Origin of the sequence: Micromonospora sp. NPDC049275, assembly GCF_043197115.1 — a bacterium.
Lineage (GTDB): Bacteria > Actinomycetota > Actinomycetes > Mycobacteriales > Micromonosporaceae > Micromonospora.
Window position 1 is genome coordinate 395,689 of sequence record NZ_JBICSN010000001.1, and the last position, 16,300, is coordinate 411,988.

14 protein-coding genes are annotated in these 16,300 nt (G+C 71.9%); 3 read left to right on the forward strand and 11 right to left on the reverse strand.

Annotated features, from left to right (window positions below; genetic code table 11):
* Positions 1-4 precede the first annotated feature (4 nt).
* Complete coding sequence (locus tag ACGFIE_RS01885; protein ID WP_393290049.1) at positions 5-1,330, reverse strand: aromatic acid exporter family protein; 1,326 nt, start codon at positions 1,328-1,330, stop codon at positions 5-7.
* Positions 1,331-1,529: 199 nt separating this feature from the next.
* Here ACGFIE_RS01885 and ACGFIE_RS01890 point away from each other — a divergent pair, with 199 nt between their 5' ends.
* Positions 1,530-2,135, forward strand: a complete 606-nt coding sequence (locus tag ACGFIE_RS01890; RefSeq protein ID WP_363684802.1) for a hemerythrin domain-containing protein — start codon at positions 1,530-1,532, stop codon at positions 2,133-2,135.
* A 70-nt stretch (positions 2,136-2,205) separates the two neighbouring features.
* Here ACGFIE_RS01890 and ACGFIE_RS01895 read toward each other — a convergent pair whose 3' ends face one another.
* A complete protein-coding gene (locus ACGFIE_RS01895; protein ID WP_255787856.1) occupies positions 2,206-2,376 on the reverse strand; it encodes an antitoxin in 171 nt (56 codons plus the stop codon).
* 260 nt (positions 2,377-2,636) lie between these two features.
* On the opposite strand from ACGFIE_RS01895, the gene ACGFIE_RS01900 reads away from it, so the two are divergent.
* The gene (locus tag ACGFIE_RS01900; protein ID WP_393290051.1) at positions 2,637-3,839 is read left to right on the forward strand and encodes an AI-2E family transporter; all 1,203 of its coding nucleotides are present in this window, start codon (positions 2,637-2,639) and stop codon (positions 3,837-3,839) included.
* A gap of 18 nt (positions 3,840-3,857) precedes the next feature.
* Here ACGFIE_RS01900 and ACGFIE_RS01905 read toward each other — a convergent pair whose 3' ends face one another.
* Positions 3,858-4,535: a dienelactone hydrolase family protein gene (locus ACGFIE_RS01905; RefSeq protein WP_393290053.1), complete on the reverse strand. Its 678-nt coding sequence runs from the start codon at positions 4,533-4,535 to the stop codon at positions 3,858-3,860.
* Between the two features lie 224 nt (positions 4,536-4,759).
* On the opposite strand from ACGFIE_RS01905, the gene ACGFIE_RS01910 reads away from it, so the two are divergent.
* Positions 4,760-4,939 carry a hypothetical protein gene (locus ACGFIE_RS01910; RefSeq protein WP_358096282.1) on the forward strand — a complete coding sequence of 60 codons (180 nt, stop codon included), beginning with the start codon at positions 4,760-4,762 and terminating at the stop codon, positions 4,937-4,939.
* A 44-nt stretch (positions 4,940-4,983) separates the two neighbouring features.
* Here the strand turns inward: ACGFIE_RS01910 and ACGFIE_RS01915 are convergent, their stop codons facing one another.
* From ACGFIE_RS01915 to ACGFIE_RS01950, 8 genes are all read right to left on the reverse strand, one after another.
* The gene (locus ACGFIE_RS01915) at positions 4,984-7,356 is read right to left on the reverse strand and encodes a glycoside hydrolase family 65 protein (protein ID WP_393290056.1); all 2,373 of its coding nucleotides are present in this window, start codon (positions 7,354-7,356) and stop codon (positions 4,984-4,986) included.
* Positions 7,353-8,159 carry an HAD family hydrolase gene (locus ACGFIE_RS01920; RefSeq protein ID WP_393290057.1) on the reverse strand — a complete coding sequence of 269 codons (807 nt, stop codon included), beginning with the start codon at positions 8,157-8,159 and terminating at the stop codon, positions 7,353-7,355. The genes ACGFIE_RS01915 and ACGFIE_RS01920 overlap by 4 nt, the downstream gene beginning before the upstream one ends.
* Before the next feature lie 60 nt (positions 8,160-8,219).
* Positions 8,220-8,684 carry a DUF4442 domain-containing protein gene (locus tag ACGFIE_RS01925; protein ID WP_393290059.1) on the reverse strand — a complete coding sequence of 155 codons (465 nt, stop codon included), beginning with the start codon at positions 8,682-8,684 and terminating at the stop codon, positions 8,220-8,222.
* 62 nt (positions 8,685-8,746) lie between these two features.
* A complete protein-coding gene (locus tag ACGFIE_RS01930) occupies positions 8,747-9,763 on the reverse strand; it encodes a hypothetical protein (RefSeq protein WP_393290061.1) in 1,017 nt (338 codons plus the stop codon).
* A 93-nt stretch (positions 9,764-9,856) separates the two neighbouring features.
* Positions 9,857-11,155 carry an ABC transporter ATP-binding protein gene (locus ACGFIE_RS01935; protein ID WP_393290063.1) on the reverse strand — a complete coding sequence of 433 codons (1,299 nt, stop codon included), beginning with the start codon at positions 11,153-11,155 and terminating at the stop codon, positions 9,857-9,859.
* A gap of 130 nt (positions 11,156-11,285) precedes the next feature.
* Positions 11,286-13,496: a CDP-glycerol glycerophosphotransferase family protein gene (locus tag ACGFIE_RS01940; RefSeq protein ID WP_393290065.1), complete on the reverse strand. Its 2,211-nt coding sequence runs from the start codon at positions 13,494-13,496 to the stop codon at positions 11,286-11,288.
* A gap of 15 nt (positions 13,497-13,511) precedes the next feature.
* The gene (locus ACGFIE_RS01945) at positions 13,512-15,557 is read right to left on the reverse strand and encodes a DUF5941 domain-containing protein (protein ID WP_393290068.1); all 2,046 of its coding nucleotides are present in this window, start codon (positions 15,555-15,557) and stop codon (positions 13,512-13,514) included.
* Positions 15,554-16,300 carry an ABC transporter ATP-binding protein gene (locus tag ACGFIE_RS01950; RefSeq protein ID WP_363684784.1) on the reverse strand — a complete coding sequence of 249 codons (747 nt, stop codon included), beginning with the start codon at positions 16,298-16,300 and terminating at the stop codon, positions 15,554-15,556. The genes ACGFIE_RS01945 and ACGFIE_RS01950 overlap by 4 nt, the downstream gene beginning before the upstream one ends.

Here is a 16,300-nt window from a genome sequence, read left to right on the forward strand (position 1 = left end):
GGTTTCACCGGGCCGGTCTCTCCCGCGCGGGGAGGCCGGCCCTGTCGCTGCCGCGCCGACGGGCGGCGAGGTGCGTTCGCCGACGTGCCCGGGCGGCCCGCGTCGGCCGGGCGCGGTGCAGATGGCGTCGGATCGGTGGGTTGATGGCCGCCTCGCCGGCGCCGGCCGCCCTGCGCACGATCCGGTTGGCGTCGTCCGGTTCACAGCCGGCCGCCCGGAGCAGGTCGCTGGCAGCGGTACGCAGGCCGGTGACGAGCGCGTCGCCGAACGATTTGACCCCGAGAGCGGCGGACCGCCCGGCCAGCTCGGCACACTCCTCGACCAGCTTCCGGGTGCACCGAGGGGTTTCGCCGACCCGGCACTCCCTCCGCATCTCCTCCACCGCCTGTCCCAGCCGGGCGATCGCGTCCGGCAGCTCCGACGGGATCGGCTCGTCGTACTGCAGGGCGGTCGTCGACCAGCGGGCCAGCGCGCGGGTGTCCAGCAGCAGCCGCTCCAGGTGTGAGGTGCTACGGGCGTACTCGTGGAACTGTTGGCGGCGGTGCCAGCGCGCCGGGGCGATGGTGACCACCTCCTCCGCCCCGCTCAGCGAGTCGTTCAGTCGTCCCACGTCGCCCTCGGTGCCGCGAAGCCGCTCCAGGACACCCTTCGTCCGGTCGACGTCGCGCTCGCGTAACGCCTGTGCCAGCTCGGCGAGCTGCTCGCGCAGGACCGCGAAGATCGGCGCGGCGGCGCGGTCCAGCACGCGCATCGGGTTGACCGGCACCAGCAGCGCCACGACCAGGAGACCTACCGCGCCGCCGACGACCGCGTCGACGATCCTCGGCAGTTCCAGGCCACGCTCCATCGGTGCCAGCGTGGCGATCAGTACGGCGGTACCGCCGGCCTGGCCGACAAGCGGGCCGCCCTTGCCGGCCACCAAGAGGGCGCTGGCGATGGCCAGGGCGACGACCACGCCGGTCTGCCACGGCCCGGAGCCGATGAGGAAGCGCAACGTGTCGCCGATGACGATGCCCAGGCCGACGCCGAACAGCAGCTCGAAGGTGCGTCGGGCCCGCTGGCCGATGGCGGTGGCGATCGTACCGACGGCGGCGGCGGGAGCGAAGACGTGCGCCCCGGGGCCGAGGAAATGCTGCGCGATCAGGCCGGCGAGCGCCGCGGCCAGCCCGGCCTGGACGGCGATCACCAGGGTGACCTCCAGCTGCCGGACCCGGATCCGGCTGGCCTGCCCGCCGCGGTGCCACACCCGATCCACCGTCCGGCCGCTGCGCTCGGCGGCCTCGCCGAGCGTCGACCGGTTCCGGTCGGCTGGTGGGTGGTCGTCGGCCATGGCGGCGGTTACCCCGGGGCCGACGGGCCAATCGTGCTCCTCCGTCCCGCGCGTCCCACGAACACCGTCAGCACCATCCGTCAGCCCGACCACGGACGACGGTCCTTCCGCCAAATCCATCGGCGACCGTGGGTTTGCCCGAACGCTGCGGGGTACCAGGGGCCACACACCTACCGACCGCAACCGGCAAGGGGCCCAGATGACCAATCCACAGACCACCGGCGACCAGGACGTCGTCGACATCCTCGTCGCCGATCACCGCGAGGTCGAGACCCTCTTCGTCGAACTGGAGACGCGGCAGGGCACTCCCGAGCACCGCCGCCAGCTCGCCGACGTCGTGATCGCCGAGTTGGTCCGTCACGCGGTGGCCGAGGAGGCGTACGTCTATCCGACGGCTCGCAAGGCGCTGCCCGACGGCGACCAACTCGCCGATCACGAGATCGAGGAACACTCCGACGCCGAACGGACCATGAAGGACCTGGAGTCGGTCGAGGCGTCCGACCCCCGCTTCGACGAGCTGCTCGCCCACCTGACCAGCACCATCCGCCACCACGTGCAGGACGAGGAGAGCGACCTCTTCCCCCGGCTGCGCGCCGCCACCGCCCGGGAGGAGCTGGTCGAGCTGGCCGGCAAGGTCACGGCGTTCAAGAAGGTGGCACCGACCCGGCCGCACCCGAGCGCGCCGGACCACCCGCCGGCGAACAAGCTGCTCGCCCCCGGCACCGGGATGATCGACCGGCTGCGTGACGCACTGAGTGGCCGACCGACCTCGGTGGACGAGCTACGCGAGAAGCAGCAGCACTGACCGACGTACCGTCCGACAGAGACAATCCCGGGCCGCCGAATCCTCGGCGGCCCGGGACATGTCCGATCCGTCAGCGGACCTGGTCACCCTCACCGGTACGCGCCTGCGCCTGATCCACGCCCTTGTCGATCTGGTCGTCGTACTTGCCGCCCGTGCGCTTGTCGGCCATGTCGCCGGCCTTCTCCATACCCTGATCGACCTGCTTGTCGTGCTTGTCCGCGACGTCCTTGGCCTTGTCCATGAAGTCACCCACGGCGCTCCTCCTCAGCTCGTTTTCCTTCGCGTTCCCTGGGCCGGTCAGCGCAAACGCCGACGGTCCGGACGTGGATGGCGAAGGCCCGGCCGACCGGCCCACCTCGGCGTACGATCCGCGCGGGCGGCACGCCCAGGGCCGTGGAGGACACATCCGTTCCTCCGACGGTCAGCCCAGCGCTGGCGCGATTCGGGTGTCGGCGCAGCGCCGGCCGGGTACCGACCTCGCCGAGATCGAGGAGGGCCGACATGACGGCAGACGAACCCGGGGCGGACGCCGCGCCGACAAGCGGCACCGCGTCCACAAGCGGCGCGGCGTCCACGACCGGCACCGCGCCGGCGACCGGCACCACTCCCACGCCCGGCACCGCGGCGACCGGCGAGACCGGGGCACGCCAGGCGTGGGCGGCCCTGCCCTGGCTGGTCCGGACCGCGGTGCTGTGGAGCGCCTGCCTGGTGGTGATCATCGCCGGGCTCTACCTGCTGGGTCAGATCGCCGTCCTGCTGGCCCCGCTGGCCATCGCCCTGGCCGCCACCATCTTCCTCACCGCGCTGCTCGATCCGGTGCTGCTCCGGCTACGCCGCCTGCGCCTGCCCGCGGCACTGGCGGCGCTGCTCACCGTCCTGCTGCTGCTCGGCATCCTGGTGGGGGTGGGCGCGCTGGTGTGGAATCTGACGGCCAGCCAGTTCGACCAGCTCAGCCAGGAACTGACCCAGGGGTTGGACCGCAGCCGAGAATTCGTCACGTCCACCCTGCCGGTCAGCGACGCCCAGCTCGACAAGCTGATCGACCAGGCTCGGGAAGGGCTCAGTGGCAGCTCTCCGGACCCGGTGGCGGGTGCCCGAACGGCCAGCGAGGTCGTCGGCTCCGCGCTGCTTGCCCTGGTGCTGCTCTTCTTCCTGCTCAAGGACGGCCGGTCGATGTGGCACTGGACGCTGTCCCGGATGACCGGCCCGAACCGACAGGTGGCCGCCGAGGCCGGCCGGGCCGGCTGGCAGACGTTGGGCGCGTACAGCCGGGGGACCATGCTGATCGCGGCGATCGACGCGATCGGCATCGGCCTGGCGTTGGTGCTGCTGGGGGTGCCGCTGGCCCTGCCCCTGGCGCTGATCACCTTCCTCGGCGGCTTCATACCGATCATCGGGGCCACGGTGGCCGGCGCGGTCGCTGTGCTGGTGGCGCTGGCAGCCAACGGGCCGACGACAGCTCTGCTCACCCTCGCCGCGGTGGTCGCCGTGCAGCAGATCGAGGGCAACCTGCTGGAACCGTTGGTCATGAAGCGTCAGGTACGGCTGCACCCGGCCGTGATCCTGGTGGCGGTCACCGCCGGCACCCTGATCGCGGGCATCGCCGGTGCCTTCGTCAGCGTCCCGATCACCGCCGTCCTCTGGCGGATCATCGACACCGTGCAGCGTCGCCGCTCCAGCGCGGAGGCGCCGGCACACTCCTGAGGCGGCACGCCGCGTCGCTCACGAGCGGCGCGGCGCAGCCGTCGTCCGGGCGAGATGGGTGGTGAACCAGGTGCCGGCATGGTCGGCGACCTGGTCGAGCGCGCCGGGCTCCTCGAAGAGATGGGTGGCTCCCGGCACCACCCAGAGCTCGCCGATCTCCCCCAACTCGGCGCGCGCCCGCTCGTTGATCGTGATCACTTCCTCGTCCAGGCCGCCGACCAGCAGCAACGTCGGGGTACGCACCTGAGCCAGCGCCGCGCCGGCCAGGTCGGGTCGGCCGCCCCGGGACACCACCGCGCCCACCCGGTCGGCGCGGGACGCGGCCGCGACCAGCGCGGCGGCGGCACCCGTGCTGGCACCGAAGAGACCGATAGGCACGTCACCGGCGGGGCGCTCGGCCGCCAACCAGTCGACGATCCCGGCCAGCCGACTGGCCAACAACCCGATGTCGAACCGCAGTTCGGCGGTACGCGCGTCCACCTCGTCCTCGGCCGGGGTGAGCAGATCCACCAGCACTGTCGCGAGGCCGCGGTCATTCAATTTCCGGGCCACCGCGACGTTGCGCGGGCTGTGCCGCGAGCTACCGCTGCCGTGCGCGAACAGCACCACGCCGACCGGCTCGGCGGGCAGCAGCAGATCGGCGGGAAGCTGGGCGTCCCGGACCGGAATGGTCATCGTGCTGCGTTGCTCATCCATGCCGCACCTCCACGTGCTCGCCTTGCGCCCGCTTACCCCGCCCGCCGCGCCACACGCGCGCCCGGCGCTCGCCGCGCCACACGCGCCCGGTCACCCGCCGCGTCGGACGGCCCCGATCGCGAACGTCCAGGCACGGCGTTTGCCTGGTGGTCCGCCGGGTACGCGACGACGAGACCGCAGACCGTGTAGGCGCAGCCGCGCCCCGACGGATCGCGAGGATCACGATGGCCAAGCAGCAGATTTCCCGGCAGCAGCAAATGACCGAGCGCGCCCAGCGTGAACAGGACGCCGAGCGCAACCAGGACTTCGGCGACCAGGCCGCTTCGGCCCGGCTGCCCGACGACCCCAAGGCGGCAGCGCCCCGGGACGCGATCGGACGCCCGTCGACAGGCGAGCCGATCTGACGTACGCCTGTGACGGCCGGGGCGGGAGCAATCCCGCCCGGCCGTCACTGCTCGTGCTCGGGCAAGCGGAGCAGCGGCGATCGGCCCGGCGGCTGTTCCGGCACCGGCCCCGAGGGCTCCGCCGGCGGGACCGGCACCGTCACCGGCTCGTCGCAGGTGACCCGCAGGATCTGGTCGTGGTGACGCAGCTCCACCACGTCGTCCGGACCACCGTGGCGCAGCGAGTACGTCGTCTGGTGCGGTCGGACGTCCACCCGCAGCGCCAGCCCGCGCCACTGCAGCGAGAACTCCAGTCGACTGAGTCGGCTGGAGAGCCGGGGCGCGAAGGACAGCTCGCCGTCGTGGTCGCGCAGGCCGCCGAAGCCGCTGACCAGGGCTAGCCACGCGCCGGCCAGCGAGGCCATGTGCACGCCGTCACGGGTGTTCTCGTTGAGGTCGTGCAGGTCCATCAGCGCGGCCTCGCGCAGGTAGATGTGCGCCAGGTCGGGATGGCCCACCTCGGCGGCGAGCACCGACTGGGTGCAGGCCGACAGTGACGAGTCCCGCACCGTCCGTCGCTCGTAGTAGAGGAAGTTGCGCACCTTCTGCTCGGGGGTGAACGCGTCCCCCCGCCAGTGCATCGCCAGGACCAGGTCGGCCTGCTTGACGACCTGCTTGCGGTACAGCTCGAAGTACGGGTAGTGCAGCAGCAGCGGATACTTCTCGGTGGGCGTGTGCGGGAAGTCCCACTCCTGGAGCCGGGTGAACCCCTCCACCTGCTGGTGCACTTCCAGCTCGTCGTCGTACGGCACGTGCATCGAGTTGGCCGCGTCGCGCCAGCCCGCTGCCTCCTCGTCGGTGACCCCGAGATGGAACGCCTCGTCCCGGTAGCGCATCACCACCTCGGCGGCGGTGAGCAGGTTCCGCTGTGCCATCAGGTTGGTGTAGATGTTGTCGTTCTTCACCGCGGTGTACTCGTCGGGGCCGGTGACCCCGTCGATGTGGAAGCGGCCGTGCCGGTCGTGGTGCCCGATCGAGCGCCACAGCCGGGCGGTCTCCACCAGCAGGTCCAGCCCGATCTCCCGCTCCATGGCGGTGTCCCCGGTGACCAGCACGTACCGGCGTACCGCATCGGCGATGTCTGCGGCGATGTGGAACGCCGCCGTGCCGGCCGGCCAGTATCCGGAGGACTCCGGCCCCTCGATGGTCCGCCACGGGAAGGCGGCGCCCTTGAGGTTGAGGGTCTCGGCCCGCTCCCGGGCCAGATCCAGGGTGCTGTGCCGCCACTGCAGGGCGCTGCGCACCGCGCTGGGCTGGGTGTACGTGAGCACGGGCAGGACGAACATCTCGGTGTCCCAGAAGGCGTGCCCGTCGTAGCCGGGGCCCGTCAACCCCTTCGCCGAGATGGGCCGCTGCTCGGCCCGGGCGCCGGCCTGGAGTACGTGGAACAGACCGAACCGCACGGCCTGCTGGATCTCCGGATCGCCCTCGACCAGCACGTCGGCGGCGTCCCAGAACTCGTCGAGGTAGTTGCGCTGCTCCCGGTGCAGCCCGTCCCAGCCGTCGAGGCGGGCACCGGCCAGCGCCGCGCCGACCTGGTCGCGGAGCGCGGGCAGCGAACGGCGACTGGACCAGCCGTACGTCAGGTACTTGACCACCCGCAGCTTCTCGCCGGGCTTGAGCACGCAGCCGATGGTGGTGCGGACCCAGTCCTCGTACCCCTCGGACTCGATGGTGGTGTGGTCCGGGCCGTGCACCTCGTGCTCCATGGCGGCCGCCACCCGCAGCCCGGAGACCTTGGTGCGGTGGATGAGCTGCCCGCCGTCCGGAGTGGTCAGCTCCTCCTCGGCCTGCAACGGCGACTCCAGCACGGCCGCGACCCGGGGGTCCTTGCTCTGCGCCGGCAGTGACTCGTTGGCCACCAGTTCGGACTGGACGATCAGCCGCAGCGGGCGGTCGACGGCCTCCACCTCGTAGCTGATCGCGGCGACCGAGCGCTGGGTGAACGACACGAGCCGGGTGCTGCGGACCTTTACCTCGCGGCCGGCCGGCGAGCGCCAGTGCAGCTCCCGGTGCAGGGTGCCGGCCCGCATGTCGAGGACCCGCTCGTGGGACAGCAGCTCGCCGTAGCGGACGTCGAGCGGCTCGTCGTCGACGAGCAGCCGGATCAGCTTGCCGTTGGTGACGTTGACGATGGTCTGCCCGGACTCGGGGAAACCGTAGCCGGCCTCCGCGTACGGCAGCGGACGGAGCTCGTAGAACGAGTTGAGGTACGTGCCGGGTAGGCCGTGCGGTTCGCCCTCGTCGAGGTTTCCGCGCAGCCCGACATGCCCGTTGGAGAGCGCGAAGACCGACTCCGACTGGGCCAGCACGTCCATGTCCAGGCGGGTCTCCCGGATGTGCCACGGCTCGACCGGATAGGCCCGTTCCCGGATCACGCGCTGCCCCGCTCACCTGTCGACGCCTGGTCGGGCGTGCGTGGCACCGGTGGGGCGGCGTCGCCCGCGTCGAGCAGGTCGGCGAGGTCCTTGACGACGATGTCGGCGCCGTGCGCGAGCAGTTCGTCGGCCTGCCCCACCCGGTCGACACCGATCACGTACCCGAAGCCGCCGGCGCGGCCGGCCGCCACCCCGGAGAGCGCGTCCTCGAAGACGGCGGCCTGGGTGGGGTCCACGCCGAGGATCCTGGCCCCGGCCAGGAAGGTGTCGGGTTGTGGCTTGCCGCGCAGCTTCTGTTCCCGGGCGACGAGCCCGTCGACCCGCGCCTCCAGCAGAGCTTCCAGCCCGGCAGCGGCGACCACCTCGCGCCCGTTGGCGCTCGCGGTGACCACCGCCCGGCGCAGCCCGGCGGCGGTCGCCGCCTCCAGGTAGCGCACCGAGCCCGGGTAGACCTCGACGCCGGAGGTGCGCAGCTGTTCCAGCAGGAGGACGTTCTTGCGGTTGCCGACGCCGTTGACGGTGTCGGCGTCGGGTGGGTCGTCCGGGCTGCCCTCGGGGAGCACGATCCCCCGGGAGGCGAGGAACGACCGGACGCCGTCGGCGCGGGGCCGGCCGTCGACGTAGCGGTTGTAGTCGGGGCCGGGGTCGAACGGCTGGAAGGGTTCTCCGGTCGCCGTGGCGCGCTGCCGCAGGAACTCGTCGAACGTCTTCTTCCAGGCGGCGTTGTGCACCCGGGCGGTCTGCGTCAGCACACCGTCCAGATCGAAGAGACAGGCGGTCACATGAGCAGGTAGGCCCAGCACGGTACGAATCTAACCACCCGGCCGGGCCCGCAAACCCGTTTTGGACGCCCGTGGCCCGGCTCAGTTCGGTCGCAGCGTCCAGAGCACCGTCATCGCCGACGTGGGCGTGCCGTCCTCGGTGGCGATCTCCACCTCGACGGCGAACTCGGGCCGCCTACCGGATTCCAGCTCGGCGATCACCTCGGGAGCCGGCCGGCCGAGCCGCGCGGTGGCCAGCACCGGCCCCCGGGCCAGCTTGCGGTAGGCGATCTCGGCTCGGACGGCGAGTGGCACGGCCCGGTCGAGCAGCTGCCCGAAGGCGGCCAGCACGACCGTGCCGGAGGCCGTCTCGCCGAGCGTGAACATCGCCCCGGCGTGCGGGCCGCCGACGTGGTTATGGGTGGCCGGCGTGTCGGGAAGCCGGACGACGGCCCGCACCCCGCCGTCCGCCTCCGGGGCCACCTCGACGAATTCGATGCCGAGCGTACGAGCGAACGGCACCGCTTCCAGGATGCCGGCCGCCACCTTGCGGGAGTCGATGGTCATGGCCCGACGTTACTTCTCGGTAATGAGGGCGGCAACCAGGGTTTTCCCAGTTACGAGACGGGTCAGAGGTTGGCGATCGTACGCAGGATCTCCGCGTAGAAGTTGCCGTCGATGCTGCGGAAGAGGGAGAAGTCCTTGTCCGGGTCGCCGAAGAACGGCCGCAGCGTCCACGCCAACTGGGTGCCGACGAAGCCGAAGAGCAGGATCCAGATGTAGAGCAGCGTCATGCTGGCCGGCCGCTGGGTCGGCTCACCGCGCCGAACCGGCGGGGTGCCCCACTGGCGCTGCGCCGGCGGGTAGCCCGGCGGCAACATGCCGGGCGGGAACGAGGCGCCGGCGGGCTGACCGCTCCACTGCGTCGGAATCTGCCCCGGGGCCGGTGCAGTCGTCGCGTCGGGCGCGGCCCCGTTCGCGGTCGCGGCGGCAGCCGCTCCGGCCGGCACGGCTACCGGCTCGGCAACCGCACCGGCGGCCCCCGCCGATTCGGCGGGCACCGTGGCCGGCACGGCACCGGCGGGCACCGTGGCAGGTACGGCAATGGCGGGCACGGCGGCAGGGGCGTTGCTCGTCGTCGGGGCGAGCAGGCCGTGGTCGTTGAGCACCTGCATCCCGCCGGTCAGGAACCGCAGCCCGACCAGTGCCGACAGCGTAAGGATCGCGACGTTGAGCAGCTTGAAGAAGCCGTAGTCGGGCGCGGTGATCAGGAAGAAGAGGCTGATCGGCGCGAACGCCACCGCGAGCATCGAGGTGACCGTGATCGCGACCATCACCAGCGCCAGCGACTGGCGCACCGACAGCCGGGCGCCGAACACCAGGTTGAACAGGTACAGCGTGGGCAGGCAGATGGCCAGCGTGACCAGGAACAGCAGGGGCAGCTTCAGCGCGGACGTGAGCGCCATCAACGGGCTGTGGAACGCCCCGAGCACCGCCCCGTAGCAGGCGAGCGCGACGGCGGAGCTGGCCAGCATCCGCCCCGTCAGGGCGTTGAGGTCGCCCTCGGCCACGATCTGCTGCCAGATGCCCTGCCGGTCGCGCAGGATGCGCTCGATGACGAGCGGACTGGGACGGTCACCCGACACGGGTGTACCCCTCTCGATATGTCACATACGGGATCAGGTTGGCAGACGGTAGGGCACTGGACGGACGTCCCGCCACCCCGCTGCGGCGTGGCGTCAGCGCCAACCCACGTCGATCCGGGCGCCGCGCTCGTCGAAGAAGTGCAGCGCGTCCATCCGCACCGACACGGCGAGCGGGTGACCTGCGGTGACCGCCGGGTACGGTGCCAGCCGCACCGCCAGCTCAGCCGGGCGACGGTGGTGCCGGCCCGGGTCGGGGAGGACGCTTGTCTGCCCGGAACCGTTCGGCACCTCCTCGGGCTCCACCGGCTTGCCGGTGAGTCGCTGCATCACCGCACCGAAGCGGCGCAGGCCTCGCTGGCCCACTGGCGGCGGGTCCAGTGGGGCGCCCATCTCGTCCACCATGATCGCGGTCGCCCCGATGTCGAGGAACGCCAGCGACTCGTGCCCGTGGTGCTCCAGGTAGCGGATCCGACCGCGTAGCACGTCACCCGGGCTGTCCGGGGCGACCGGGGTGAGCGCCTCGGCCCGCATCCCGACCACGATCCGCTCACCGTGGTAGTGCGCCACCGCCCGGCTACGGATGTCGTTCCACGGCAGGTAGAGCGACTGGTCACCGAGGTTGAGCGTGACGTACCTGTCGAGGTGGACGTAGACCGACGCCTCCAGCAGGTTCATCCGAGGGCTGCCCAGGAAGGCGGCGACGTAGAGCGTCGCCGGGCGGCCGTACACCTGGGTGGGTGTGCCCACGTCCTGGAGCACGCCGCGGCGCATGATGGCCACCCGGTCGGCCATGGTCAGCGCCTCGGCCTGGTCGTGGGTGACGTAGACGGTGGTGACGCCCAGCTCCCGGGTCAGCCCGGAGATCTCCGCGCGCAGCTCGGCGCGGAGTCCACTGTCCAGGTTCGACAGGGGCTCGTCCATCAGGAACAGCCCGGGTCGTCGGACGATTGCGCGGCCCATCGCGACCCGCTGCCGCTGGCCGCCGGAGAGCTGCCCCGGCTTGCGGGCGAGCACGTCGCTGATGCCCAGGGCACTGGCGACGTCGGTGACCCGCTCACCGCGCGGCTCCGGTTCCACGCCGGCCAGCCGCAGCGGAAAGGCGATGTTGTCGCCGACGGTCATGTGCGGATAGAGCGCGAAGTCCTGGAAGACCATGGCGATCTTGCGGTCGCGTGGTGGCAGGTCGTTCGCCAGCTCTCCGTCCAGCAGCACGGCGCCCGTCGTCGGGTCCTCCAATCCGGCGATCATGCGCAGCACTGTGGACTTGCCGCAGCCGGATGGCCCCAGCAACACCATGAACTCGCCGTCGTTCACATCCAGATTTATGCTGTCGACGGCCAACGTGCCGTCCTTGAAAATCTTGCTCACATCTTTGAGCGCGACGGTGCTCACCGTCACCTCCCCCAGGTCGTCGGCCGAACCCCCAGAAGACTGTGACTAGGATCATTGGTCTCGCACATCGGGTAAACGTCTCATGTTCGGCCCATGACACCCCAATTACGCGGCACGAGTGCCGAGGCGATCAGCAGCCCGGCGACGGTTCTGTCTGCTCGCCCAGGAACACCCGACGTACCACCCGCTCGGCCGCCCGCCCGTCGTCCAGGCCGCAGAACCGGCCCCGGAAGTGCTGGCGGGCCTTCTGCGCGGTGTCCGAGCGCACCGCGTCGGTGCGAAACAGGTCGAGCAGGTCGGCGAACGTGGTGGCCACGGCCCCCGGTGGCTCCGCGGTGACGTCGAAGTAGACACCCCGGGCCAGGCGGTACGCCTCCCAGTCCGGCGCGTAGAGCACGATCGGCCGGTCCAGCACGGCGTAGTCGAACATCGCCGACGAGTAGTCGGTGACCAGCACGTCGGCCACCAGGTACAGATCCTCCACCCGCTGGTAGCCGCTGACGTCGCGTACCCGCTGGACATGCAGCGGTCGGCCGGGCCGCCGCTCCCGGTCGTGGAAGTAGTGGCTGCGCATCAGCAGCCGCCCCGAGTCGCCGAGCGCCGCCACGAACCGGTCCGGATCGAAGGGCGGGCGGTAGCCGGGCAGGTGCTCCCGGTGCGTCGGGGCGTACAGCACCACCTGCTCGTCGGGCCCGAGGCCGAACTCAGCGCGCAGCCGGCGTACCTCGTCCGGGTTGGCCGTCACCAGCCGGTCGTTGCGCGGATAGCCCACCTCCAGCGTCGTGTAGGTCGCCGGATAGGCCCGGTCCCACATCTGGGTGGAGAAGCTGTTGGCGCTGACGCTGTAGTCCCAGCGGTCCACCCGGCGCAGCAGACCGGCGAAGTCCATCCGGCCCGCGCCGATCGGGTAGCGCTGCTGGTCCAGACCCATCACCTTCACCGGCGTGCCGTGGTGGGTCTGCACGTGCACCTGTTCCGGGCGCTTGCGCACGAAGTCGGGGTAGTTCACGTTGTTGACCAACCACCGGGCCCGCGCGAGGACCCGGTAGTACGCCGGGGTGCCGGCGACCACGTACTCCACCCCGGCCGGGACGGCGTCCACCCGGTCGCGGCGCACGATCCACACGCCCCGAACCTCGGGGGCCAGCCGGCGGGCCGCCTCGTAGATCGCCGCCGGGTTGCACGAGTACCCGCGGTACCAGTAGGCCGCGTACACCGCGAGCGTCGGGTCCACCGGCCGGCGCAGCTCCGCCCGGTAGTACTCGCGTAGCAGCCCGTCGCGGGTCAGCCGCGCGCCGCGCCGGGCCGCCGGCCCGACCCGACGTCGGGCGGTACGTGCCTGCCTGCGGGCCGTGTCACGAGCCCGGCTGGCGGCCCGCAACGCACTGAACGTCCGCCACCGGCCGGTCGCCACCAGCCGGTGCTTGACCCCATCGACACCCTCCGGCACGGGATATCCGCCGTCCGGTAGCCACCGCGCGTAGTCGGCGGTGATCTGCGCGAAGAACGCCTGCCGCAGTTCCGGGGCGATCCGCTGACCGTTGCCGAGCACCGTCAGGTAGTGCCAGATCATCCGTTCGAAGACCGCCGGCCGCAGCGCGTCCACCGCCGGTGACCAGGCGTCCATCAGGTGGAAGACGCGATGCCACTGCGGGAAAACCTCGAAGTGCCGGTCCCCGCGGGTCTTCGTGATCGCGCCCGTGCGGCGCTGCCGGTAGTTGACGCAGACCCGATCCAGTACGCCGATCCGCTGCGCCGCCATCAGCACCGGGTAGCTGAACGACACGTCCTCGTACCAGCCGTCCGAGAAGCGCAAACCCAGCTCGACCAGGAACTCCCGGCGGACCAGCCGGTTCCAGGCGGTGTGCAGCAGCCGCATCGCCTCCGGCCGGTCCCGCAGCCGGAAGGTGGCCGCACCTGGCGACTCCGGGAACACCTCGGCCATCGCGCTGCGGGTGGCGGTGTCGTTCCAGTGCGTCCGCACGTGGTCCACCAGCAGCACGTCCGGCCGGGTCGCGCGCAGCCGCTCGGCCACCTTCGGCAGGCATTCCGGCGCCAGCCAGTCGTCCCCGTCGAGAAACCACACGTACTCGCCGACGGCCTGGTCCAGCCCGATGTTGCGGGCTGGACCGAGGCCGACGTTCTCCGACAGTCGGACCGACCGGACCCGCTGGTCGCGGGCCGCGTACTCGTCGATGATCTCGCCGCTGGCGTCCGGTGAGCAGTCGTCGACGGCGATCACCTCGAGGTCGGTCTCCGGCTGGCCGAGGATCGAGTCCAGGCATTCGCGCAGGTATCCCTGCACCCGGAAGGCCGGCACCACGAAACTGAGCAGGGTCATCCGGCCGTCCCTCCGTCAGCGCGGTGCGACACCTCCCGCGCCCACCGGCGCGGCCGACGCCCGCGCGCTACGGGCCGGCCGGACGAACCAGGCCAGGACGGCGCTCGCCACGAAAACCACGAGAAGGTACGCACCGAGTGTAGCCATGCCGATACTCAGGGCGCCGACAATCGCCGCGAGGGCCAGGAGCGTGGACCGTCCGTCCCAGCCCAGCGTCGCGGCGTGCAGCGGTGGCGCCGTCTGCCGCTTCTCCAGCCGGGCGGTCAGGTCGTAGTGGTGCACGGTGAGCACGAAGACGTAGCCGAAGATCAGCCACCCCGGCGCGCCGCCGACCACCCCGACCGCGATCGCGAACAGGTACTCGGCGGCCCGCAGCGCCGCCGGGACCAGCCAGTCCAGCGGGCTGTTGTGCGCGGCGCGGGCACCCAGGCCACCGGCCAGCAGCACCAGCAACGCCACCGGCACCGCCCAGCGCAGCCCGTCCGGCGCGTCACCGACCAGGGCCGCGACCAGCAGCACCGCCGGGCCGAGCGCGGCGAGCACCGCCAGGGCGAGCGGTCCCATCGGGCGGACCACCGGCAGCCGGCGGGCCAACGGGCCGTCGTCGCGGTGCAGGGTCGCGTCGACCGTGTCCAGCACCGGCACCCGCATCCAGCGGGCCCGCAGCGTGCGCAGGGCACCGGTGTACGCGAACGCCAACGCGCCCCAGGCCAGCACCGCGATGAGGCTGACCAGCGGGTTGAACAGCGCCACGGTCAGCGCGATCAGCGCCCACCGCTCACCGATCGGAAACACCACGGTCCGCTTCAGCCAGTACGACAGCGACCCCGTGTCCGCCTGCACCCGCGTCGAGGCGGCGTTCAGCCGGTCACCGATCCCGCCGCTGGCACCCCCAGCCGTCCGGGGCCGGCGTGCCGCCTCGTCGTGCAGCACCCCGTACCAGGTGTCGGTCATGTGCCGGACGGTCTGCAACGTCATCGCGGCGATCGCCAACGCCCAGCCGTTGCCCAGCCCGGCGTGACTCACGCCGAAGCCGAGGCCGGCGTAGACCAGGTACTCCTTCGCCCGGTCGGCCATCGTGTCCAGCCAGCCGCCCCAGGCGCTGAAGTGCCGGGTGTAGCGGGCCAACTGGCCGTCGACACAGTCCAGCACGAAGCCGAGGTAGAGCAGCACCGCGCCACCGACCAGCGCCGGCCGTCCGCCGACCCCGAACAGCACCGCGGCGGCCAGCGCGAACAGCACCGAGATCACCGTGACCCCGGTCGGGGTGAGCCGCAGCCGGGCCGACAGCCGCACGACGTACGGGGACCAGGTGCTGACGAAGTACGTGGAGAAGAAGTCGTCCTTCTCCTTCACCGACAGCCGCAGCTCAGCGCGGTCCTCGTCGACAGCCGTCACCGCCGCCTCGGCGGCGACCAGCCCGGCGCTGTCCTCGACCCGGTGCGCCACGAGCAGACGTACCCGCTGGGCGAAGATCAGGGTGTCGCGCGCCGCGAGGCCCGCGACGAGCCGGTCCACGGCGGACCCGGGGCCGCCGCTGCCGGCTCCCTCGGCGGCCGGCAGCGGCGACACGTCGCCGGCCGGGCCGAGCGGAGCGGGAACGGGTCGCGCGCCGACGGCGGCGGCGGCCCGCGCGGCGGCGGCCAGGGTCGGCAGGTCGTGGACGCCGACGCGCAAGGCGCCACCGAACACGCCTGTGGCGTCGCCGTCGAGGGCGTCCAGCGGGCCGGCGTCGACGATCTGGCCGCGCTCCTCGCGCACGGCCGTCCGTCCGGGCACCGGCGGGTCGGTAAGCACCAGCGCCACCGTCGGCCCCACCGGGCTGGTGGCGAGATGCCGCAGTACGGCGGTGTGCGCCACCAGGTCGGTGCCACTGATCAGCAGCGGACCGTCGGCCGCGTCGGCAAGCGCGGCCAGCTCGTCGAGGGTGGCGGCGAAGCGCACCTCGGTCGCCCCGGCCCGGCGCAGCTGGGTCGCGAGACGGTCGGCAAGCGGCTCACCGGACGCGGTGGTCAGGCCCGCCGCGGACGTCCCGGCGGCGAGCACGATCGCGAGCGTCACCGCGGAACCGCGGCGTGGTACGCGTCGAGCGCCTCGGCGATGGTGCCGTCGAGCGTCAACCGGCCCGCGTCGAGGTACAACCCTCGTCGGCAGAACCGGGTCAGGTCCTTTTCGTTGTGTGACACCAGCACCAGCGTGCGCCCCTCTCCGAGCAGACGATCAATCGTCGCGTAACACTTCTCGCGGAACTCCGCGTCCCCGACCGCGGTCACCTCGTCCATCAGCAGGATCGGGTGCGGCAGGTGCGAGATGATCGCGAAGCCGAGCCGCACCTTCATTCCCGACGAGAAGTGCCGCACCGAGGTGTCGATGGCCCGTTCCACCTGCTCACCGGCGAACTCGACGATCTCGTCGAAGTGCCGCTTCAGGTAGCTCGCCGACAGTCCGTGCAGCCCACCCACCAGGTGCAGGTTCTCCCGGCCGGTCAGCTCGTTGGAGAAGCCGGCGGACAACTCCAGCAGCGGCGCCACCGCGCCGTGCACCCGGATGTCGCCCTCGTCGGGGATGAGCACCCCGGCGATCAGCCGCAACAGGGTGCTCTTGCCGGTGCCGTTGCGGCCGATCACCCCGACGGTATCGCCCGGCTCGACGGCGAACGACACGTCGCGCAACGGCCAGAACTGGCCCGGCAGGGCACCGCGCCCGCCCCGGTGGATGAACAGCTCACGCAGCCGCAGTTGGCGACGACGGTTGCGGACGAACCGGATGCCCAGACCGTCCGCCTCGATGATCGGCGCGGCCAC